Raw genomic sequence first — 21,204 nt, 5'->3', positions numbered from 1 at the left:
AAAATAGCAACAATATAATCTATCAACTAGTAGATTATATGGAGTAATTATGACAACCATGACACGGGAACGGCTGCTCAGCGAAGCAGAACACCTGATGCGCGAAAAAGGGTATTCAGCATTCAGCTATGCTGATTTATCAAAAATAGTGGGTATCACCAAGGCCAGTATTCATCACCATTTCCCGACCAAAGATATTCTGGGTGAGCAGGTGGTAATACAGGCGTTCTCTGATACGCAACGCGTATTTGAGCAGATAGAGGCTACTGAGAAAAGCGCGGAGAAAAGAATTGCGGCCTACATCGATATCTTCGCGCAAAGCCATAAAGCTTCACTACTGCCACTGTGTTGTGCGTTGTCAGCAGAGACCGCCAATCTGCCTCAGGCAATTACTGTACAGACATCACTTTATTTCGATATGCAAATCGAGTGGCTCACAAAAGTCGTCAGGGCGGGCATGGAGTCAGGTGAGTTTTCATCCCATGCCGAACCATCAGATATTGCTTTGATGATCATTAATGTCTGTGAAGGCTCAAGCGTAGTGGCGCATGCAACGGCCAGACCCGAAGTCTTCGCCAACAGCCTTAAGTATATAAAACTGCTTCTTAATACCCCTCATTCAGGAGAATGACACTATGCTGGACTGGAACAACTATCGCTCAGAGTTAATGCAACGTTTAGGCGAGTTGGGCAAACTGACCCCCGAGACCATGAAAGGCGTGGTTGCCCTGGGCAACGCAGGTAACAAAACTGACCTTTTGGGCGCAAAAGTGCGTGAACTCATTGCCCTGGCGTGCGCAGTCACAACCCGCTGCGACGGCTGTATTGCTTTTCACGCCGACGCCGCTGTGAAAGCCGGTGCAACCGACGCTGAAATTGCTGAAGCGCTGGGCGTGGCGATTAACCTCAACGCTGGCGCGGCGGTCATTTATTCAGCCCGCACTCTGGATGCCGTCGGTCAGGCACGCGGTTAAGCATTAATAAATTCCACGTTAAAAGGGCATTACTGCCCTTTTTTTATGTCCGCAATCGCCTGAGCATATACCGATGCAGGTTTCACACCCGGTATGCGTTTAACTAATTGCCCTTCATGAAATATCAGCACAGACGGCAGCCCCCAGATCTCGTATTTGGTTGTCAGCACCGGCGCCTGATCTACATTGACTTTCCCCACCTGAATATCTCCATCGAGCCGGTCTGCAAACTGACTGAACATTTCTTCGCTGGCCTGACAGGGCGGACACCAGGGTGCAGAGAAACGTACCACCGATATTCCTTTGTACTGCTCTATCTGGCGGAAATTATCTTCGTTATAAGCTGTTAATGTACGCATGGTGATGACCTCGCAAAATGAGTGACAATTCAGAAATGGCTGCGTTATGACAAAAAAATACGGCACACCCGTTGACCTACCTACTAGATGGTTGGTATATTGCCATCCATCAGATGTTTATGCAACTCCAGTGCGCGACGTCCGGTCGATGATACTTCCGGGTTGTGCAAATCCCTGCCGGGATACTCCTTTTTGTTTCTGTGAGGTATACGATGAGTAAGCTTTTCACCCCCTACAATCTGTCTGGCCTGGCGTTAAAAAACCGTGTAGTCATGGCACCGATGACCCGCACCCGCACCATGAATGACGTGCCGGATGAGGTCGTGGCTTTGTACTATGCACAGCGTGCTTCTGCTGGCCTGCTCATCACCGAAGGGATGCCGGTTTCAGAAGAAGGCCGGGGTTACCTCTATACCCCTGGTATCTACAACGACGAACACGTCCAGGGCTGGCGTAAGGTGACACAAGCGGTTCACGCCAAAGGTGGCCGTATTTTCGCGCAGCTCTGGCACGTCGGCCGTATGTCTCACGTCTCTCTTCAGCCAGGCCACATAGCGCCGGTTTCAGCGGGCACCGTTCAGGCGGTCAATACCACCGTTTTTGCGCTGACCGAATCCGGAGAACCGGGCCCGGTTGTACCAAGCCAGCCACGCGCGCTGGAAACGCATGAAGTGAAACGCATCACTGCAGACTTCGTGCACTCCGCACGCCTGGCGATGGAAGCCGGCTTTGACGGTGTGGAAATCATGGCTGCAAACGGATTCATCTTTGACCAGTTCCTCAGTAGCGAACTGAACACCCGCACTGACGAATACGGCGGCTCGGTGGAAAATCGTCAGCGTTTCCTGCTGGAGACCATTGACGCCGTGGCGGAAGCCGTGGGTAACAGCCACGTTGCCGTGCGCCTGTCACCGTTCGGCCGCATTTATGACCTCGCGCCGTATGAAGGTGAAGAGCAAACCTGGTCAGCCATCACCGACGCGCTCGGTCAGCGGGAGCTGGCTTACGTACACCTTTACTATCAGCCGGTGTACACCAAAGCGCCACTTCCGGAAGGATTCCGCCGCCGTTTTCGCAACACGTTTAAAGGCACCATCATCGCTGCCGGCGGTTTCACCCGTGATATCGCAGAGCAGGCTCTGGAAGATGATGAGCTGGATCTGGTGGCATTTGGTGTGCCCTACATCGCTAACCCGGATCTGGTTGAAAGAATGCAAAACGGCTGGCCACTGGCAGAAAGTGACCGCGCCACCTACTACGGCGTCAGTGGTTCCCCGGAAAAAGGCTATACCGATTACCCGGTCTGGCAGGCGCAATAAATCCCATACGGTCGCGGTTCTCTGATAAGTGAGACCCGACCGCCCAAGGTCTTTGAGGAATCATTATGCAAACGCTGAAACCCACCCTCACCATCGATATCTGGTCAGATTTGGTCTGCCCGTGGTGCTGGATTGCTAAGAAAAGATTTGAACAGGGTCTGAATCGCTTTGAATTTCGCGATCAGGTGGTGATCCGTCATCACAGCTACCGTCTGGCCGGTGGTACTCCCGCTATGCCTTTTAAGGATGCCATCGTTAAAAAACTGGGCAGTCAGCATTCAGCGGAGCTGATGATGAATCAGGTGGGCACCGCCGGTAAATCTGAAGGTCTGATCTACAACTTTGACGGCATGATGTTTGGTGATACAGAAGATGCACACACCCTGCTGGTTGCCGCGCGTAAGGCCGGAATTGCGGACGCGGTGGAAGAACGTTTTTATCACGGCAGTATCACCGAAGGTCGCTCTCTCTTTGACCGTCAGCAGCTCGTTGCAATGGCCGTAGAAGCCGGTATGGAGAAAGCTGACGCCGAAGCCGCTCTGGAAAATGACGATTTTCGCGCCACCGTTTCCGACGATGAAGCCCACGCACAGTCTATTGGCCTCAGCGGCGTTCCGGTTTTTGTGATGAACGAGAAATACGCCATCAGCGGGGCTCAGGGGGCAGACAACTTTTTGAATGCCCTGCGTCAGGTCTGGGATGAACAGCAAACCGAATTTTCAGCCACAGCGGGTCAGACCTGCGGAACGGATGGCTGCAGCATTTAATCCGTCAACCGCCAGCAGTTTCACGCTGCCGGCAACGTCTTACCCACCAGTAATGGAGTCTGAAAATGAATACATTTTTCAAAGGTAAAAAACTGCTTGTCGTCGGCGGCACCAGCGGCATGGGTCTCGCCGTGGCACGCATGGTACTGGAAGCGGGCGGCAGTGTGGTGCTGACCGGGAATAAAAAAGACAAAGCCGAAGCGGGGCTTTGTTGAATAAATCGAACTTTTGCTGAGTTGAAGGATCAGATCACGCATCTTCCCGACAACGCAGACCGTTCCGTGGCAAAGCAAAAGTTCAAAATCACCAACTGGCCCACCTACAATAAAGCCCTCATCAACCGTGGCTCCATAACTTTCTGGCTGGATGATGAAGCTATTCAGGCCTGGTATGAGTCAGCAACACCTTCTTCACGAGGCAGACCTCAGCGCTATTCTGACCTTGCCATCACGACTGTGCTGGTCATTAAACGCGTATTCAGGCTGACCCTGCGCGCTGCGCAGGGCTTTATTGATTCCATTTTTTCTCTGATGAACGTTCCGCTACGCTGCCCGGATTACAGCTGTGTCAGCAGGCGGGCAAAGTCGGTTAACGTCAGTTTCAAAACGCCCACCCGGGGTGAAATCGCACACCTGGTAATTGATTCCACCGGGCTGAAGGTCTTCGGTGAAGGAAAGTGGAAAGTCAAAAAGCATGGCCAGGAACGCCGCCGTATCTGGCGTAAGCTGCATCTCGCCGTTGACAGTAAAACACATGAAATCATCTGCGCTGACCTGTCGCTGAACAACGTTACGGACTCAGAGGCCTTCCCCGGGTTAATCCGGCAAACCCACCGGAAAATCAGGTCAGCCGCCGCCGATGGCGCTTACGATACCCGGCTCTGTCACGATGAACTGCGGCGTAAGAAAATCAGCGCGCTTATCCCGCCCCGAAAAGGTGCGGGTTACTGGCCCGGTGAATATGCAGACCGTAACCGTGCAGTGGCTAATCAGCGAATGACCGGGAGTAATGCGCGGTGGAAATGGACAACAGATTACAACCGTCGCTCGATAGCGGAAACGGCGATGTACCGGGTAAAACAGCTGTTCGGGGGTTCACTGACGCTGCGTGACTACGATGGTCAGGTTGCGGAGGCTATGGCCCTGGTACGAGCGCTGAACAAAATGACGAAAGCAGGTATGCCTGAAAGCGTGCGTATTGCCTGAAAACACAACCCGCTACGGGGGAGACTTACCCGAAATCTGATTTATTCAACAAAGCCCGTCCGACGATGACGTGGTGCCGTCGCCCCAATGCTCGGCGAAGGGATGTCGGAACTGCGCGTTGACCAGCTCGGCCAGTGCCGCCCCGTAGGTTTCGTCGCGGATGTGCCAGGCTTGCAGCCAGGCCAGCTTGGCGTAGGTCGTGCCGGGGCACGATTCCGCCATCTTGGTCAGGCCCAGGTTGATCGCGTCGGCGAGGATCGTGGTCAGCAACAGGTTTTTGTCCTTGGCCAGGTCGCCTGACTTCAGGTGGGCGAAGTGCCGGGTGAAGCCCGTCCATTCGTCTACCTCCAGCAGCAATTCGGTGATCTTGACGTGCGGTAGGATCATCGCCGTCTGGTCGATCAGGGCCTGTGCGGTATCGGGCACCGCCGCATCGAGCGGCGTGATCTTCAGGCCCGACTCCGTGATGATGGCGTCCGGCAGCTCGTTGGCCAGCGCCATGCGGTTGACGGTGGCGAGCTGCGTTTCCAGCAGCGTCAGCCGGTCATGCAGGTACTGGTCGCAATCGGTGGCCACGGCCAGCGGCAATTCGCTGGCCTGCTTGAGGCTGGCGAATTTCGCGGGCGGCACCAGGTAGTCCTCGAAGTCCTTGAACTGGCGCGAGCCTTGCACCCAGATGTCGCCGGAGCGCAGCGCGTTCTTCAGCTCCGACAGCGCGCACAGTTCGTAGTAGCGCCGGTCGATGCCGGTGTCGGTCATCACCAGCTTCTGCCAGCGCGGCTTGATGAACTCGGTCGGCGCGTCGGTGGGCACCTTGCGGGCGTTGTCGCTGTTCATGCTGCGCAGCACCTCGATGGCGTCGAGTACGTCCTTGGCGGCGGGCGCGGCCCGCAACTTGAGCACGTCGAGAAATTCCGGCGCGTAGCGGCGCAGCGTGGCGTAGCTCTCGCCGATGCGGTGCAGGAAATCGAAGTCCTCGGGTTGCGCGAGCCGCTGCGCTTCGGTGACGCTCTCGGCGAAAGCATCCCAGGACATGACGGCCTCGATGGCGGCGAACGGATCGCGGCCCGCTTGCTTGGCCTCGATCAGCGCCTGGCCGATGCGCCCGAACAGCCGCACCTTGGCATTGATCGCCTTGCCGGATGCCTGGAACTGCTGCTGATGCTTGTTCTTGGCGGCATTGAACAGCTTGCCCAGGATGCGGTCATGCAGGTCGATGATTTCGTCGGTGACGGTGGCCATGCCCTCGATGGCGAGCGCCACCAGGGTCGCGTAACGCCGCTGCGGCTCGAACTTCGCCAGGTCGGCGGGCGTCATCTGGCCGCCCTCGCGGGCGATCTTGAGCAGCCGGTTCTGGTGAACCAGCCGCTCGATGCCGGAGGGCAGGTCGAGCGCCTGCCACGCCTTGAGGCGTTCGATGTGTTCCAGCATGTGCCGCGAGTTCGGTTTGACCGGGGATTGCCGCAGCCAGGCCAGCCACGTCGTCTTGCCGTTGTCGCGGCGCTTGAGCAGATCGTCGAGGCGACGGCGATGCACGTCCGTCAGCGGCTCAGCCAAGGCGTCGTAGAGACGCCGGTTGGCGCGGGTAATCGCTTCGGCGCTCGCCCGCTCGACGGCGTTGAGGGCGGGCACAATGACCGACTGCCGCCGCAGGTGCTCGATCAAGGCTCTGGCCAGCACGATGCCCTTGTCGGTTTGCATGGCCAGCTCGGTCAGCAACTGGACAGCCTGCCGGTAGTGGCCAATCGTGAACGGCTGGAAGCCGAACACCGTTTGCAGCTCGACCAGGTGCTCGCGTCGGGTCTGCTCACGCTGCCCGTACTCGTCCCAGCTTTCGATGCCGACCTTGAGCTGGTTGGCGACCAGTCTCAGCAATGGCGGGAACGGTGGCTCATCAGCGCCAAGGATGACGCCGGGAAAGCGCAGGTAGCAGAGCTGCACCGCGAAGCCCAGCCGATTGGCCGGGCCGCGCCGCTGCCGGATGATGGAGAGGTCGCTTTCGCTGAACGTGTAGTGACGGATCAACTCATCCTTGGTGTCCGGCAACGCCAGCAGGCTTTCGCGCTCGGCGGCGGAGAGGATCGAACGGCGGGGCATGCGGTTTCCTTCTTCTTGAAATTCTATTCTTGATTGCATATCATCTCAACGAGTTTCGATAAGAAAGGATGCGCATGCGACCGTCTGTTGTGCTTGACATGAAGCGAAGCGCAGTGCGTGAAGCGGTAGGCCGCTTTCGCGCCGCGAACCCGCGCGTCTTCGGCTCGGTGCTGCATGGCACCGACCGGGATGGCAGCGACCTCGACCTGTTGGTCGATGCGCTGCCCGGTGCCACGTTGTTGGACTTGGGCGATTTGGAAGAAGAACTGAAATCGCTGCTCGGCGTTGACGTCGATCTGCTGACTCCCGGCGACCTGCCGCCGAAGTTCCGGGCCAAGGTGCTCGCGGAGGCGCAACCGATATGAGCGAGAACCGCCTGCCCGATTACCTCGACCACATTCAGCAGGCCGCAACCGATGCGCGCAGCTTCGTGGAAGGGATGGCCAAGGACGACTTCTTGGCCGACAAGCGCACCCAGCAGGCCGTCATCATGAGCCTGATCGTCATCGGCGAGGCGGCCACAAAGGTGATGGATGGCTACGTCGAGTTCACCCAGGCGCATGCCGACGTGCCGTGGCGCAGCATGCGCAATATGCGTAATCGCATGGCTCACGGCTATTTCGACATCAACCTCGATGTGGTGTGGGAGACGGTACAGGAATGGCTGCCGGCGTTGCTCCAGCAATTGCCCGCCGTGCGTCAGGATGCCGACGATGAAGACCGTAACGACAACTGTGAAAGAGGGATCTCCGATGACTGTTGAATCGAGAATATTTTCTGTAGCCGAGTATGTTCAGCCGTCCGAAGGCGAGCCTATTCGTTCCGTTGTGCTTGAAACCCGAGACTCAATTATCGTGGTTTGGCATGTCCATCCCGGGCAGGAAATTGCGGCTCACATTCATCCTCACGGCCAAGACACGTGGACTGTTTTGTCGGGAATGGCTGATTACTTTCAGGGCAATGGGATTGTTCGTGCCCTCAGGGAAGGTGAGATAGCCGTGGCAAGACCGGGCCAAGTGCACGGGGCGCGAAATACAGGTACCGAGCCATTTGTGTTAGTCTCGGTTGTGGCATCAGCCAATGCCGGTTTCGTATTGGCTGAGCGATAGAGCCCAATCTCTGGAGTTGGTCCAATGAGCGGTCGGGGAGATAGGTAACAGACATGCAGCGGACACGGCTGCTAAACCAGGTCGCAAACCTCCTTGCGTCGCAGCGTGCCGCAAGCGACGCGATCAATCGAATGGGGTCGGCATGAGACTGAACACCATCCAGTTCCCGACCGCGTAGCCGCCTGTCCTGCCGATCAGGTCTTGACCATCGACGCCTGGGATCAGTCCTGAATGTTCTTGGAGACCACTACGTTATGAGCCGCAGCCGCCGCAAAACACCCATCGTCGGGCACACGACCTGCGGCAGCGAGCGCGAGGACAAGAAGCTCTGGCATCAGCGCTGGCGCACCCGTGAGCGCACGGCGCTGACCAGCGCGTCGCCCGAAGCCCTGAGCGCCCATCTGCCCCTGCTGGAAAACCAGGCCAGCAGCGTCTGGTCGATGGGCAAGGATGGCCGCTCCTACTGGCCCGTCAAGCGCCAGGCCGCCACGGCGGATCGCATCGCCAATCACAAGGGACGCAACCCGCAAGAACGCGCCTCCCTGAAAAAGCGCCTGCTTACACTGTGATTCCTTCAAAATATCTCAACGAAATTTCCCGACACCTGTTTAAGCTATCTTGCTGATATTTCTGTTTTTCGATTTTTGCCGGCGCGATGCCGGCGACGTTGGCCAGCTGCCCCGGGCGCGATACTGAGATCAGTTTCTTTGAACAAAAAAACCGCCTTTTGGCGGTCAGTATTCAGTAGCGGGGTTAGAGGGCCAGTCGTGTAAAAAACCACGTTAGCCGACTATTTATTTGAATAACATAATATTTTAACTGATATGCCAGCGTTCATCCTGACTTATCTGAACAGGGCTCCGCCTGTAAAATGTGAAAGATAGAAAGGTAATTATTTATAATAAAATTAAATAATTTCAATTTTCTCTTCAGAATATACACTGACAGTGTGAAAAAACCCCCGTTATCACGGGGATTTTCCTGTAGATAATACGTTACCTGACTTGCTTAGAAGGCGCAAAGCGCAGTATCAAAATACCGGCCAGAGCGGCCAGTATGGACCCTGCCAGAACCCCCACCTTGACCTCATCAACGAGCAGAGGGCTGCCTGTAAAGGCCAGATTGCCGATAAACAGGCTCATGGTAAAACCAATCCCACACAGTACCGAGACACCATAAACCTGTAACCAGGTACTTTTCTCTGGTCGTTTCGCCAGGCCCAGGCTGACGGCCAGTAGCGACAGGCCAAAGATACCTGCCTGTTTACCCAAAAACAGGCCCAGCGCCACGCCTACCGGAACCGGCGACAACAGGTCATTCATCGTCATGCCCGACAACGCGACGCCCGCATTGGCGAAGCCAAACAGCGGCAGTATCATAAACGTGACCCAGGGGTTGATGGCATGCTCAAGCCTGTCCAGAGGCACTTCATCAGCCGCATTCCTGGTTCGCAGCGGGATAAAGAACGCCAGCAGGATACCCGCGACGGTGGCATGCACGCCTGACTGAAGCATGAAAAACCACAGTACTCCCCCCGTCAGCAGATAGGGCAGCAGGCGCGTCACGCCGGCACGGTTCAGGCTAAACAGCAGAGCAACCATTGCCGCTGCACCACCCAGCATCAGAAGCGAAATGTTGCTGGTATAGAAGAGCGCGATGATAGCCACCGCCCCCATGTCATCCAGAATAGCCAGCGCCGACAGGAAAATTTTTAGCGAGACTGGCACACGACTGCCCAGTAAGGCGAGTACACCGAGCGCAAAAGCAATATCCGTGGCCGCCGGGATGGCCCAGCCGGAAAGGGTTTCGTCATGACCGGCATTAAACCCCACGTAAATCAGGGCAGGTACGGCCAGACCACCCAGTGCGGCAAAGCCCGGCAACGCACGCTGGCTCCAGGTGGCTAACTGGCCGGTGACAAGCTCACGCTTGATTTCCAGCCCGACCATCATAAAGAATACGGCCATCAGGGCATCGTTTATCCAGTGCTCAACGGACAGGCCTGCTGTTTTGTATTTCAGGAGTGTTTCATAACCTTCCCTGAGGGGCGAATTGGCCACGATGATAGCGGCTGCCGAAGCAATAATAAGCACAATACCGCCCGCTACAGGTGAACTGAAAAAATTAGAAACGGGCTTGATAACTTTTCTGGTTAATCCGATTGGGTTTTCTGTCACTTAATCTCCCCCTGAGATGTTGACTTACGAATTGTGAATCAGGCAACCCAGAGACTGTGCACTCCAAAAATGCAATGCACAGCCTGATTGACTGATGTAAGAAATTTAGATAATTAAATTAATAAGTTAAATTCGGTCGGTCTGTGGTTACATTTTATCATGCACCGTCAGGTAAATGGCCGCCTTCAGGTAAATTATCGTAAAGCGAAGCCTTGGCGGGGCTAGGGTGCGTTTCCATTCTGAGAAATTTGCTCAGTCTGTTTCCAGAACATGGCTGAAATTTACTATCCGCCGCGTGTCAGTAAATAGTATCTGTCAGTAAGAGCTGGCAACGTAAACTGACACGGGTAGTGATGGAAAATGATTACACAGGACACCGTTTGCAGACAGATGCTGCTCTGAGCCGCATTATCCTGAAAAGCCTGAACAGCAGCTGATGGATAATTATCCGTCCATGCCGGTGACGAATGGCTGTCAGAAAAGACATACCACAGGTCAAAATGGCGCATTTCGTTAACACTGAGGCCAGAAGTTTTGGGCTGGATATATTTATTGCTTGCCGGATGCTGTGAGATCTTTTACGCGGCGGCCATTCCGCGGACCGACGGGTTCACCCGGTTATGGCCGGGGTCGGTTCCGGCTGAGGGCGAAATGACACCCTAAGCGTTAGCTCTGTGTCGTTGCACGATGTCAGCGACGGTATTCTTGCTGATACCGAGCTCGCGTGCGATCCAGCGATAGCTGCGTCCCTCGGCCCTCATCGCAACCACCTTAGGCAAAAGTCGGTCTGATTTTGGTCGCACTCCGGCCTGACGACCAAGCCTCTTACCACGTGCCTTCGCAACAGCAAGGCCTGACTTGACCCGCTCGCTGATGAGATCCCGCTCAAACTCCGCAATGCCGGAAAGAAACGTCGCCAGCATTCGTCCATACGGCGACGAAAGATCGAACGCCATTCCATTCATGGCTATCACGGAAACCTTCCAGTTCTCCAGTTCACGTAGCGTATTGAGCAGATCGAGCGTCGAGCGCCCCCACCGGGAAAGCTCAGTGACCAGGATTGCATCAATTTGTCTGGACTGGGCAAGCGCCAGGACTTTCTTTCGCTCGGCCCGGTCGAGTTTAGTTCCTGAACCTGTTTCCTTAAATATTCCCACCACGTCGTAGCCGGCACGGCCGGCGAAGGCTCGCAGATCAAATTCCTGGCGTTCACAAGACTGATCCGCTGTTGAAACCCGGCAGTAAATGGCGGCACGATGTCCCAATTGAACCCTCCTGGATTTTTGTATCGGAACGCCCTGATTTATATGGGCTGGCTGTTGTCCAAAACAGACTATACTTCAAAAGGGACGAATTTGTATGTCACGACGCCATATTTTCACCGAACGGCAGCGAGCAGCGCTGTTCGATCTGCCCACGGACGAACTGTCGCTACTGAAGTTCTACACGCTGGGCGATGATGACCTGGAAAACATTAGGCAGCGCCGCAGACCGGAAAACAGGATTGGCTTTGCCCTGCAACTTTGTGCCTTACGATATCCGGGCCGTGCACTGGCTCCTGGTGAGATGATCCCGCGTGAAGTCCTTTCCTTCGTCGGTGCTCAGCTTGGAGTTCCGGCTGATGCGCTTCTCACTTATGCCACACGGCGCCAAACCCGTCAGCAGCACATGGACACGCTGCGCGAAATTTACGGCTACAAGACCTTCACGGGCCGTGGTGCCCGTGATCTGCGGGAGTGGACTTTCGGCCAGGCCGAAGATGCCAGATCAAACGAGGATCTTGCTCATCGTTTTATTGTGCGGTGTCGGGAAACTTCCACCATTCTGCCCGCAGTATCGACAATCGAGCGCTTGTGCGCGGATGCTCTGGTCGCCGCTGAGCGGCGGATTGAAACGCGGATTGCGGAAAATTTAACAGCGGATGTTCGCGATCACCTGGACAAACTTCTGAGTGAAATGCTCGCCGGCAATATCAGTCGTTTCATCTGGCTTCGCAACTTCGAGGTTGGTAACAACTCGGCTGCTGCTAACCGTTTGCTCGACAGGCTCGAATTTCTGCGTACCCTGAATATCAATCATAGTGCTTTGGCCAGCATACCTGCCCATCGCATTGCCCGGCTGCGTCGGCAGGGTGAACGCTACTTCACCGACGGTTTGCGTGACATCACTTCGGACCGCCGCTGGGCGATCCTTGCCGTCTGTGTTGTGGAGTGGGAAGCGGCGATTGCTGATGCCATAGTCGAAACCCATGACAGGATCGTAGGAAAAACCTGGCGGGAAGCGAAGCGCCAGCATGACGAAACAATTTCCGGCTCTAAAGCCACACTCACGGATACGATCCGTACCTTCACCGCGCTGGGAGCTTCGTTGCTTGAGGCCCGCAGTGACGGAACCCCGCTGGAGATGGCTGTCGCCAGTTCGGTTGCATGGGACCGGCTCGCTCAACTGGTAGCGACAGGGACTCAACTCAGCAACACGCTAGCCGATGAGCCTCTTGCATATGTCGGGCAGGGATACCATCGCTTTCGTCGTTATGCGCCCCGCATGTTGCGCTGTCTGAAGCTCGAAGCCGCGCCGGTCGCCGGACCATTGGTAGCAGCAGCTTTGTCGATCGGAGAGATGAAAGGTGTTGCATCGCCAGAAAGGCGTTTCCTGCGGCCCAGCTCCAAATGGAACCGTCATTTACGAGCTCAGGAAAAAGGAGATACCCGTCTTTGGGAAGTGGCGGTACTCTTTCACCTCCGGGATGCTTTTCGTTCCGGAGATGTCTGGCTCGCTCATTCGCGCCGCTATGGTGACCTCAAGCAGGTACTGGTGCCGATGATCGCGGCGCAGGAAAATGCAAAACTGGCCGAGCCTTCCAACCCACAGGATTGGCTGGCAGACAGAAAGGCGCGACTCACGATCGCTCTTAAGCGGCTGGCCCGGGCTGCCCGTAACGGCACTATTCCGCACGGTAGCATAGAAGATGGAACGTTGCGGATCGACAGGTTGACAGCAGACGTGCCGGATGGTGCCGAGGCACTCATACTGGATCTGTATCGCCGAATGCCGTCCGTTCGGATTACCGACATGCTGCTTGAAGTTGATGCAGCCCTTGGTTTCACAGATGCGTTTACCCATCTGAGAACCGGGGCTCCATGTCGCGACCGGATCGGTCTGCTCAACGTCCTGCTCGCTGAAGGGCTCAATCTGGGCCTGCGTAAGATGGCGGAAGCTACAAACACGCATGATTACTGGCAGCTCTCACGCCTTGCCCGCTGGCATGTTGAAAGCGAAGCCATGAACCAGGCATTGGCAATTGTGGTGGCCGCGCAGGGTAAACTGCCGATGTCACGCGTCTGGGGGATGGGCACGTCAGCATCGAGCGATGGTCAGTTTTTCCCGACAGCGCGGCATGGCGAAGCCATGAACATGGTCAATGCCAAATATGGTTCTGTTCCCGGCCTCAAAGCGTATACTCACGTAAGCGACCAGTTCGCGCCATTCGCTTGTCAGTCGATCCCGGCGACCGTGAGCGAGGCACCGTATATTCTCGATGGACTACTGATGAACGAGGTCGGTCGCCATGTTCGCGAACAGTATGCCGATACAGCAGGATTCACCGACCATTTGTTCGGAGCCAGTAGCCTGCTCGGCTACAATCTCGTTCTGCGAATCAGGGATCTGCCATCGAAGCGGTTGTACGTATTTAATCCCGATACGACCCCCAGGGAGTTACGCAAGTTGGTAGGTGGAAAAGCCCGGGAGGATCTTATCGTTGCGAACTGGCCTGATATTTTCCGTTGTGCCGCGACGATGACCGCTGGCAAAATCAGGCCCAGCCAACTCCTGCGCAAGCTCGCTTCTTACCCACGACAAAACAACCTTGCAGTTGCGCTTCGTGAAGTTGGTCGTATTGAACGGACCCTTTTCATTATTGAGTGGATCCTGGATACGGACATGCAGCGGCGTGCTCAGATCGGTCTTAACAAGGGAGAGGCCCACCATGCGCTCAAAAATGCGCTCCGTATCGGGAGGCAGGGGGAAATTCGCGATCGCACGACAGAGGGGCAGCACTACCGAATCGCTGGGCTCAATTTATTGACTGCGGTGATCATTTACTGGAATACCGTCCATCTTGGTCATGCCGTCACGGAGCGGCGGAACGAAGGGTTGGATGTTCCCCCTGAATTTCTTCCCCACATATCCCCATTGGGCTGGGCGCACATTCTACTGACTGGCGAATATCTTTGGCCCAAGGAACCGAAAGCTTAGGGTGTCATTTCGCCCTCAGCCGGAACCGACCCCATTATCTTCTTCCTGCCACCCCGTCCTGAACAATCTGCTGCTGTATTACTTTCTATCTCTACGGGAAATACTCATGGCATCATTAAATGTCATTATTAAAGTTCAGTCAGGTAATATTAATTTAATCAGCACAGCATTTATTTTGATATACTGATGGTCTGTTTTTCTATTAATCAGTAACGCTGATACTTTCCAATACCAATGACCTTTCTGAAACGGATGATAAAGATGAAAAACACCTCGCGCAAAATCAAAATCACCTATGATGACCTGATGAACATCACAGCAATGAGTATAGAAACCATCACAGGAATTCAGGGCAGGGTCCAGCTCAGCGAAAATGAGCTGGGCATACTCAGGGGAATTATCCTCCACTGGAGAGCACTTGCATCCCAGTTCGGCATATCAACTGAAAACCTGGACAGGGATATGGACTGGCTGTGTGAACTGGCCGGAATACCGGTTAACTGACAGGCAGGGAGGTCAATGTCAGATAACATATAATTACTTATGAAATAAAATTTAACAAAGAACAACGCACCTTAATCTGAATATATTGCGTCTGCTGCCGATAATAATATTATTGTAATGAGGGTGGTATGTACGATTTTCATATTTTAAGTCTTTGTATTCAGAATAAGGATGTGGCAGGCGCCATGCGCGTTCTGCGCGATAAATCAGAGTTTGCCGCGCGTAAGATTCTGGAAAAAATAAAGGTCACGGTGACATCGCTGACGGGCAGGGCGTTCTGGCATGATGTCCAGCGCTGGCTGTTGAATGCGTGCCGCCAGGAGAGTATACCGAATGAATCAGTCCGTTCCCGGCCTTCTTCACCCCCTTCAGACACCCGGCCAGCTCAGTCCGGCCGCCCTGGATATGGTCAAGCTTCTGGCGCTCCTGGCCATGCTGATCGACCACATCAATACGGTGTTTATGACCCCAGCTCAGCCGGTGATGTATGCGCTTGGCCGGATGGCATTCCCCCTGTTCACGCTTATCTGGGCGATGAACGTGCGGCGCGCACCAGAACGTCTTCAGGTGAGAGCAAACCGTCAGTGGATATGGGCCATCATCACCCAGCCCGTCTTCAGCCTGGTCTTTGCCGGCCATCAGCCGTGGTGGGCTCTGAACATTCTCTTCGTGTTCGCCGGCGTCACGCAGCTGCTCGCCCTGCAGTACCGGTTCGGCAGAAAGGGAAGTCTTGCCGGTGCTCTGCTGCTGGCCATCATGATCTGGCCGCTGAGTCCGGCCAGTTACGGTCTGACGGGTGTTGCGCTGGCCATCGGCATGGTAATCACCACCGGCGGACAAAAACCTGGCGTGCAGCTCACGGGAATTATCGTGTCCGTCCTGGCGCTGTGTTGCCTGAACGGATTATCGCACCTGCTGAGTCTGCCGGCAGACACGCTGTTGTTCGCCACTCTTCCCACACTCGTATTTCCCCTGATGGCCCTGTCCCTGAGCATTCATCTGTGTCCGGAAGGCTGCCCGCGCTTCATGCCACGACATTTCTTCTACATTGCCTATATCGGCCATCTTCTGGTGCTCCTCCTCCTGTTGCACCTCTGGTGAGAGAGCCACAGTTTCGGGGCGTCAGCGCACCCCGGGAACCCCTCGCCCCCGCTCCAGTAAATCAATGGCCAGCTGAAGATAAAGGACCTGGTCCGGCTCCCATTTCCCGTTACTTTCGGCCAGCTCATTGCGCAGCACGGTGATGATATTTTTGCTTGTGGAGTCGTGTCCGGCCTCCACGAGCGAAAAAACGATACTGCCCACGACCTGGCACATTTCTTCATGCTGGCGCAGGAACGCTTCTGAATAGTCCATCCTGATTTCTCCACTGCGAATCTGTTCAATATTACGGCGGATGGTCATTATGCCGTGCAGCGGCATGGAGACGCCAGCTGAAGTCACGCGGAACGCAGCCGGTGAGGGGCGTCGTGACCGGCTTCAGCCGTTACGGATTGATAGTTTCTGCCTTGCCCATCCCATTCCCTGCAAAGCCAAATCCCCTGAAAGCCACTCTGGTTGCCGGTTTGCGCCGTCGGAGTGGTCACGACAAGGCGTAGCCGTAGTCGGGGCGTATCTCCGCGTTAGCGGGCCGTGAGGGCCGCTTACGGGCGTGTACTCAAAAGCCTCAGCGACTTACTGACAGCGATTCAGAATTCTAGTTACAACATCCCTCTTAAAGCGAGGGTGTTCCGGCCCTTCGGGCCGGGGCGGCGTCGGTTTAGCAGGGGTCAGGCCAGGAGAGGGGGGCAGGTTTTGGCCTGAACGGGGCCCGTCGTATGCGACGGGAGGTACTTTTGATTTTTTTCTGAGCGCGTGGCCGTGAGGCCGCTGCATGCGAAGGCCTTTTTAATTATCCACAGTGTGGCGGAAGACAAAGATTCACTCTGGAATGAAATGAACAGAGCGATAAAAAAGGGGGGTTAGATTAAATTGCGGGTTCTGTTTTTTTCCTTTACGGAAAAGATGACTTATTCGTTTGCGGATTTCTGTGGATAAAAGAAAATGACCGGCGTTCTGAGTCATCAGAACGGTTTTACAGGGTCTGAAACCGTGGGGGACAGGGAGGGAAGGGCAAAAAATGCGCGGATTTTCCGGAAAAAACCAGCACCAGAAGCCCCGGTCAGGGGCATGTGAAAAGAGGGTCAGTGAGTGCGGTACGCCGGTCTATTCCGGCGGTGAAAGTGCCAGGTCCAGCTGGTACAGGTTCTGAATCGCCAGTTGTGTCAGTCGTTCAGGTGTACACCAGTATGCCTCATCATGAGAAAGGGTTTTGAACACCCACTTTTCCATGGCATAAAGACGTTCATCCACCGGCAGCTTTATCAGATTATTGGCACGTTTACGCTCAGCGCCTTTTTTACGACGGTAAATCAGTGCTTCACGGCGCTTACGGGCAGACCAGCATTTACGCGCAGAGTGGGGCTGAACATCATCATGTTCGTTAATTACCCCGTCCCGGATCAGCTGCTCGCGCTCGGCGCTCTGACGGAGCTTCTTATCCTGCTCCTTAAACAGCTTGTCCATATTGACGCCCAGCATCTGGAATCCCAGATGGGTGATATAGACATAGGTCGGCAGCCAGGAGCGGGATTCCCGATCCCAGGTGCGCTCTTCCGCCAGCCCAAGCACACCAAAGCGTACCTGCTCTTCAATCAGGCGGGATAAGCGTGACACTGTCACCTCCGTTTCCGGGATGACATTTCCTTTAGCGTCCTTCGGGCTTAACTCTCTGGCCAGCCTGGAGATACATATGCCGACGGTATGCTTGCCGCCATCACAGAAACTGATGAGCAGGGGCCAGAGGGAGTCGATCAGGCTCCGCCGTTCCGGCCGGAAACCATATCTGCGTCCTGCCTTACGGCGACCCGTGACAAAAAGGGGATGACGGGAAACGTGAACACGCAGTCTGGGGCGGCCGGTCCGCTTGTCGAACATCACGAGACGGTTGTAGGCATGCCCCAGTTCCCCGGAGAGCTTTTTATAATGCTCAGGACGGAACCAGGACGGGTTTTCACATTTGGCTTTTGTGGAGTGTTCACCGCGCTTACGGCGGGTCCGCTTTTTGACCGGCTCAGTAAGAAAATTATCCTGTGTGCCGGCATCGACGTCCTGCCAGAAACGGATTAACTCTTCGGCCGGAAGCTCAGACCAGTGAACAGAAATCTGCTTGTCATTCACGGCGGCCTGTTCTTATGGCGGCCGGGTGTTGTTTTCTATGGTGCATGCGTTATAATCCTTCACAGGCAACGCGCCTGCTTTTGGACCCCCTGATATCTGACGTTCCGCCAAGTTCGTAGCAGATATCGGGGGGTTTGTGCATTCAGGCTCCGGGAAATCCCGTCACCTGCTCCTGAACGTTTTACTGGACACGTCCTGTCCCTGTTTGTTTCCGGAAGTCCGCATTTCTTCCGTAAAACCATCTTCTGCCACCCGCCTGCCTCACCACAAAGCAGTCAAACCGTCAGTTTGAGTTAGGTCACAAAAGTAATCTGAATCAACAATCTGTCCCACCACAAGACGATCGCTGACGATCCGAATACTACCTTCTCGCTGGCAATATTTCCAGATGTCAGGCCAGATTAGCGTTCATTGTTTGCGTGCTAATTGTCCTGAAGGGACTATAACCGGCAGCGCTCGCCGCAGCATCAGGCCGGCAGGCCTGATCGAGGAAGCGCAGGAGAACGGAACGGGAAGATGGCATTTACGCGCGGAACCTGAAAAACAGTCTCTGGCGGGAGACAATCTACAGGACCTGGGTCACTGTGCGCGTGAGGCTTTCAGGATTGCTGCCTGGAGTCTTTCAGCGGTAACGGCTTCCGGGAAAACCGTGATGGTGTCGGGTGTGGCACCACTGACCGGCATCACGATAATCCCGGGTGTTCCGGTGAGGCCCAGCGATTCAGCCAGGCTGCTGTTTTTCTCAAGGGATGCGGTATTTTCGTCCTTCGCTGGCGTTGCCAGTCCGGCTTTTGACGCCGCCGCCCTGATATCGCTCTCTGTGAGGGCGCCCTCGTTGTGCCCAGTGGCGTAAAGGGCGTTATGGTAGGTCACATACGCCTGTGCTCCTTTTTGTTTCCAGACCGACAGACCCTGCTGTGCGGCCTGAAGAGATTCTGGCCAGCGGTTGCCAAAGATAGGCCACTCCTTAAAGACATAGCGGACGTCCGGCTGTGCTTTCATGACTTTTTCCAGCTCCGGCGCGAAGCGACTGCAGAACACGCACTGGTAATCAAAAAACTCGATGACTGCCACTTTCGCCTTTTCCGGGCCGAAGGCCGGGGTGTCAGGATCCTGCAACAGAGCGGTCTGATTATCCATCACGCTGAGTGCAAACATATTTTGCTTACGCGTCTGCTGCTGCTCCAGCAGCTTACTGCTGACCGTGACCAGGATTTCCGGGTGTGCCACCAGGTAGTCTGCGGCAATTTCGCCGATTCGTGCTTCCTGCTCCGGGCTGAATACCGGCTGAGGTGCTGAGGCGTGGGCAGTAAAACCAAAGCCAATGTATGTTGTAACTATTAATGCGGCTATTGTGTTTGCTTTCATTACTGAACTCTCATTTTTAAAGGGGGATTAACGTTCTTTCTGAATGGTTCGGGTGAGGGTGTGTTCGCCATGTTCTGGCATACGCCCACGTTCGCCGGCGTCCGGCTGACGAACAATATCCCGTTCACTGTTGGCAAGCTGATTAACAATCAGTGATGCTGCATGTTGTTCTTTGCCTGAACGGGCAGTTTCAGGCAGCCTCTCGTCACGAAGTTCCCTTCCTGCCTCACTGGCGGCGTTACTGTCACTGGCAGCAATTTGTTTCAATACCCGACTGTCAGGTTTTACGGATTCAGTACCATCACTGTCCGTGAGCATATCAGGCCGAATGTGAATAACATCCGGATCTGTATACATGAATTTCTCCTCCACATCTTTTGTCGCATTCTCCTGTAACAGTGCCTTACTGATAAGAGGCTCCTGTTGCTGGCGTCTTGCTTCTTCCTGAGCCAGGGCAGCTTTAAGATCCACTGTTTCTGATGCGGTTTCATTACGTTCAGCTTTTGCCGAAAGCAGGATGTCACTCTCTTTGGCGTTGATACGCTGAGCAAGTCCTTCCTCCTCGCGCCTGAGACTTCCACCACTGACTTTCAGAAGGTAGGCTGAAGGCGGTTCATCGCTGGTCTGCCAGACCACACCATCCTTTGGATGGTTGCGGACAGCATCGAGCGCGGCAGTCAGGTCGCTGGCCACAATCGTGTTTCCGGACTGACTCCGCTGCAGTACCGCACCACGGGCACGTTCTGTCATGACCATCCGGGTCTCCCCCTGTGTCATCCGCCCTTCCGGGCTGGCAACCAGGGAAACCAGGGCCAGGCCCGCACTCCGGCCGTTGTTGTCATACACTGGCAGCGCCAGCGCCGGTTCGGGAAAGCGCCGGGTGGCCGGAATGATTTTTGCCGTCAGTGACGCGTCCTGCATACCCTGATGGCGCACCCAGGCGCGGCCAATGGCCGTTTTATTCACCGGCTGTCCCATTGCCCAGATGGCTTTCGCCTGTTTACGCTGCGTTTCTGGTGCGAGCGCATCGTGCGCCGTTTTGATATCCCGCTCCGGCGTTTTTACCGCCTTAACCCAGTCCGCCTTCCCGTCGGTGTATATCTGGACGTGCTCTTTCACGCGCGAGGCCGAGATGTAGAAGGCGCGACGGGAGGCAAGTGCCTTACGCCCGCCTTCCGTGCCCTCAAGCGCAATGACATAATCGCTACTGGCCCCCTGAGCACCGTAGCCGGTGACGGCCCAGCCGTAATCAATATGCTGCTGCGCCCTGACGGCCTGAGGATTGATGGTAATGCGGCCGTTTTCCCCCTTCAGACGAATATTGCCCGTTTCGCTGACCGACTCTACCGTATAGCGCTGGCTGGCCATCTGTCCCTGCTCCTTGTCTGTCGCCGTGAACTTCAGCAGATCGCCGGCACGGACTTCCCTCTCGCTGCGGCGAAACAGTTGCACGTCGCCGGTGATGAGTTGCTTCGGGGAATACAGCCCAATTTTGCCTTCCTCATCTCGCACCGTCACCGTACTGCCGTTGCGGTCAACGGCCAGCACGTCTTGGTAGCGATCGCCGCGTTTAACCACCATCCCGGCTTCCCATGCATCGGTTTTATTGAACTCATGACGGGTGTGGGTGATTTTATCGAGCACCGGCACCGTAATGGCCTTCTCCCCCAGCTCTCCCCGGGCAGCCAGCACAGCATGAATGCCGGCATTTACCGCACGACGGTCGGCGTTCAGCTGGGTGATAATGAGGGTACGGGACCGCGCCTCCGGCGTCCGGTCCGTCCAGTCGGCCACGATGTCGCTAACAGGCGTCTCCGTTTTCCGGTGACAGTTGCATGGTGTTCTCCTT

Annotated in this window: 18 protein-coding genes and 3 pseudogenes; 13 read left to right on the top strand and 8 right to left on the bottom strand. The window is 55.4% G+C overall.

Going from position 1 to position 21,204, the window contains the following annotated elements; translation table 11 throughout:
- Nucleotides 1-49 precede the first annotated feature (49 nt).
- Together B498_RS06700 and B498_RS06705 are read left to right on the top strand one after the other, a co-directional pair.
- Complete coding sequence (locus tag B498_RS06700) at nucleotides 50-631, top strand: TetR/AcrR family transcriptional regulator (RefSeq protein ID WP_008502230.1); 582 nt, start codon at nucleotides 50-52, stop codon at nucleotides 629-631.
- A 4-nt stretch (nucleotides 632-635) separates the two neighbouring features.
- Nucleotides 636-974 (top strand): carboxymuconolactone decarboxylase family protein, encoded by a 339-nt coding sequence (locus B498_RS06705; RefSeq protein WP_000888080.1) that lies wholly within the window; start codon nucleotides 636-638, stop codon nucleotides 972-974.
- Nucleotides 975-1,003: 29 nt separating this feature from the next.
- On the opposite strand, the gene B498_RS06710 is transcribed toward B498_RS06705, so the two are convergent.
- On the bottom strand, nucleotides 1,004-1,333 hold the full coding sequence (locus B498_RS06710; RefSeq protein ID WP_008502229.1) for a thioredoxin family protein: 330 nt from the start codon (nucleotides 1,331-1,333) through the stop codon (nucleotides 1,004-1,006).
- 212 nt (nucleotides 1,334-1,545) lie between these two features.
- Between B498_RS06710 and B498_RS06715 the strand changes: the two genes are divergently transcribed.
- The 4 genes and pseudogenes from B498_RS06715 (at nucleotide 1,546) to B498_RS06725 (ending at nucleotide 4,624) form a co-directional block, all read left to right on the top strand.
- Nucleotides 1,546-2,652, top strand: a complete 1,107-nt coding sequence (locus tag B498_RS06715) for an alkene reductase (protein WP_006687059.1) — start codon at nucleotides 1,546-1,548, stop codon at nucleotides 2,650-2,652.
- Between the two features lie 65 nt (nucleotides 2,653-2,717).
- Nucleotides 2,718-3,419: a DsbA family oxidoreductase gene (locus B498_RS06720; protein ID WP_008502228.1), complete on the top strand. Its 702-nt coding sequence runs from the start codon at nucleotides 2,718-2,720 to the stop codon at nucleotides 3,417-3,419.
- Between the two features lie 65 nt (nucleotides 3,420-3,484).
- Nucleotides 3,485-3,622 (top strand): annotated as a pseudogene (locus tag B498_RS22460) (sugar dehydrogenase); the annotation flags it as partial.
- A gap of 33 nt (nucleotides 3,623-3,655) precedes the next feature.
- Nucleotides 3,656-4,624 (top strand): IS5-like element IS903B family transposase, encoded by a 969-nt coding sequence (locus B498_RS06725; protein ID WP_008502226.1) that lies wholly within the window; start codon nucleotides 3,656-3,658, stop codon nucleotides 4,622-4,624.
- A 54-nt stretch (nucleotides 4,625-4,678) separates the two neighbouring features.
- On the opposite strand, the pseudogene B498_RS06730 reads toward B498_RS06725, so the two are convergent.
- Nucleotides 4,679-6,721 (bottom strand): annotated as a pseudogene (locus tag B498_RS06730) (Tn3-like element ISPa38 family transposase); the annotation flags it as partial.
- 74 nt (nucleotides 6,722-6,795) lie between these two features.
- On the opposite strand from B498_RS06730, the gene B498_RS06735 reads away from it, so the two are divergent.
- From B498_RS06735 to B498_RS06750, 4 genes are all read left to right on the top strand, one after another.
- Complete coding sequence (locus B498_RS06735; protein ID WP_001247892.1) at nucleotides 6,796-7,086, top strand: nucleotidyltransferase family protein; 291 nt, start codon at nucleotides 6,796-6,798, stop codon at nucleotides 7,084-7,086.
- Nucleotides 7,083-7,484, top strand: coding sequence for a DUF86 domain-containing protein (locus tag B498_RS06740; RefSeq protein WP_001293886.1), 402 nt, complete (start codon nucleotides 7,083-7,085; stop codon nucleotides 7,482-7,484). Before B498_RS06735 ends, B498_RS06740 begins: the two co-directional genes overlap by 4 nt.
- On the top strand, nucleotides 7,474-7,830 hold the full coding sequence (locus B498_RS06745) for a cupin domain-containing protein (RefSeq protein WP_000215515.1): 357 nt from the start codon (nucleotides 7,474-7,476) through the stop codon (nucleotides 7,828-7,830). The genes B498_RS06740 and B498_RS06745 overlap by 11 nt, the downstream gene beginning before the upstream one ends.
- Nucleotides 7,831-8,084: 254 nt before the next feature.
- A complete protein-coding gene (locus tag B498_RS06750; protein ID WP_000091613.1) occupies nucleotides 8,085-8,399 on the top strand; it encodes a hypothetical protein in 315 nt (104 codons plus the stop codon).
- A gap of 426 nt (nucleotides 8,400-8,825) precedes the next feature.
- Here the strand turns inward: B498_RS06750 and nhaA are convergent, their stop codons facing one another.
- Nucleotides 8,826-10,007 carry a Na+/H+ antiporter NhaA gene (nhaA, locus tag B498_RS06755; RefSeq protein ID WP_004194048.1) on the bottom strand — a complete coding sequence of 394 codons (1,182 nt, stop codon included), beginning with the start codon at nucleotides 10,005-10,007 and terminating at the stop codon, nucleotides 8,826-8,828.
- Between the two features lie 659 nt (nucleotides 10,008-10,666).
- Complete coding sequence (locus B498_RS06760) at nucleotides 10,667-11,272, bottom strand: recombinase family protein (RefSeq protein WP_000509966.1); 606 nt, start codon at nucleotides 11,270-11,272, stop codon at nucleotides 10,667-10,669.
- A 94-nt stretch (nucleotides 11,273-11,366) separates the two neighbouring features.
- Here B498_RS06760 and B498_RS06765 point away from each other — a divergent pair, with 94 nt between their 5' ends.
- From B498_RS06765 to B498_RS06775, 3 genes are all read left to right on the top strand, one after another.
- Complete coding sequence (locus B498_RS06765) at nucleotides 11,367-14,264, top strand: Tn3-like element Tn5403 family transposase (RefSeq protein WP_008502223.1); 2,898 nt, start codon at nucleotides 11,367-11,369, stop codon at nucleotides 14,262-14,264.
- A gap of 261 nt (nucleotides 14,265-14,525) precedes the next feature.
- Nucleotides 14,526-14,768: a hypothetical protein gene (locus B498_RS06770; RefSeq protein WP_008502222.1), complete on the top strand. Its 243-nt coding sequence runs from the start codon at nucleotides 14,526-14,528 to the stop codon at nucleotides 14,766-14,768.
- A 333-nt stretch (nucleotides 14,769-15,101) separates the two neighbouring features.
- Entirely contained in the window at nucleotides 15,102-15,869 is a 768-nt protein-coding gene (locus tag B498_RS06775; RefSeq protein ID WP_008502221.1) for a TraX family protein, read from the top strand.
- A gap of 21 nt (nucleotides 15,870-15,890) precedes the next feature.
- Here the strand turns inward: B498_RS06775 and B498_RS06780 are convergent, their stop codons facing one another.
- The 4 genes and pseudogenes from B498_RS06780 to B498_RS06795 form a co-directional block, all read right to left on the bottom strand.
- Entirely contained in the window at nucleotides 15,891-16,190 is a 300-nt protein-coding gene (locus B498_RS06780; RefSeq protein ID WP_226840878.1) for a DUF2767 family protein, read from the bottom strand.
- Between the two features lie 783 nt (nucleotides 16,191-16,973).
- Entirely contained in the window at nucleotides 16,974-17,987 is a 1,014-nt protein-coding gene (repA, locus tag B498_RS06785; RefSeq protein ID WP_008502219.1) for a plasmid replication initiator RepA, read from the bottom strand.
- A gap of 579 nt (nucleotides 17,988-18,566) precedes the next feature.
- Nucleotides 18,567-19,355, bottom strand: a complete 789-nt coding sequence (locus B498_RS06790; protein ID WP_008502218.1) for a DsbA family protein — start codon at nucleotides 19,353-19,355, stop codon at nucleotides 18,567-18,569.
- A 27-nt stretch (nucleotides 19,356-19,382) separates the two neighbouring features.
- Nucleotides 19,383-21,173 (bottom strand): annotated as a pseudogene (locus B498_RS06795) (conjugative transfer relaxase/helicase TraI domain-containing protein); the annotation flags it as partial.
- Nucleotides 21,174-21,204: the final 31 nt, after the last annotated feature.

It is taken from the genome of Enterobacter sp. SST3 (assembly GCF_000286655.1).
GTDB lineage: Bacteria > Pseudomonadota > Gammaproteobacteria > Enterobacterales > Enterobacteriaceae > Enterobacter > Enterobacter roggenkampii.
This window is presented reverse-complemented; position numbering and strand designations above follow the sequence as displayed.

Bases quoted from the DNA above. Each gene is read 5' to 3' on its own strand.
- B498_RS06740 (WP_001293886.1), top strand. From the start codon at position 7,083: ATGAGCGAGAACCGCCTGCCCGATTACCTCGACCACATTCAGCAGGCC.
- B498_RS06700 (WP_008502230.1), top strand. From the start codon at position 50: ATGACAACCATGACACGGGAACGGCTGCTCAGCGAAGCAGAACACCTG.
- B498_RS06780 (WP_226840878.1), bottom strand. From the start codon at position 16,190: ATGCCGCTGCACGGCATAATGACCATCCGCCGTAATATTGAACAGATT.
- B498_RS06720 (WP_008502228.1), top strand. From the start codon at position 2,718: ATGCAAACGCTGAAACCCACCCTCACCATCGATATCTGGTCAGATTTG.
- B498_RS06770 (WP_008502222.1), top strand. From the start codon at position 14,526: ATGAAAAACACCTCGCGCAAAATCAAAATCACCTATGATGACCTGATG.
- B498_RS06775 (WP_008502221.1), top strand. From the start codon at position 15,102: ATGAATCAGTCCGTTCCCGGCCTTCTTCACCCCCTTCAGACACCCGGC.
- B498_RS06790 (WP_008502218.1), bottom strand. From the start codon at position 19,355: ATGAAAGCAAACACAATAGCCGCATTAATAGTTACAACATACATTGGC.
- B498_RS06710 (WP_008502229.1), bottom strand. From the start codon at position 1,333: ATGCGTACATTAACAGCTTATAACGAAGATAATTTCCGCCAGATAGAG.
- B498_RS06765 (WP_008502223.1), top strand. From the start codon at position 11,367: ATGTCACGACGCCATATTTTCACCGAACGGCAGCGAGCAGCGCTGTTC.
- B498_RS06715 (WP_006687059.1), top strand. From the start codon at position 1,546: ATGAGTAAGCTTTTCACCCCCTACAATCTGTCTGGCCTGGCGTTAAAA.
- B498_RS06750 (WP_000091613.1), top strand. From the start codon at position 8,085: ATGAGCCGCAGCCGCCGCAAAACACCCATCGTCGGGCACACGACCTGC.
- B498_RS06705 (WP_000888080.1), top strand. From the start codon at position 636: ATGCTGGACTGGAACAACTATCGCTCAGAGTTAATGCAACGTTTAGGC.
- B498_RS06735 (WP_001247892.1), top strand. From the start codon at position 6,796: ATGCGACCGTCTGTTGTGCTTGACATGAAGCGAAGCGCAGTGCGTGAA.
- B498_RS06745 (WP_000215515.1), top strand. From the start codon at position 7,474: ATGACTGTTGAATCGAGAATATTTTCTGTAGCCGAGTATGTTCAGCCG.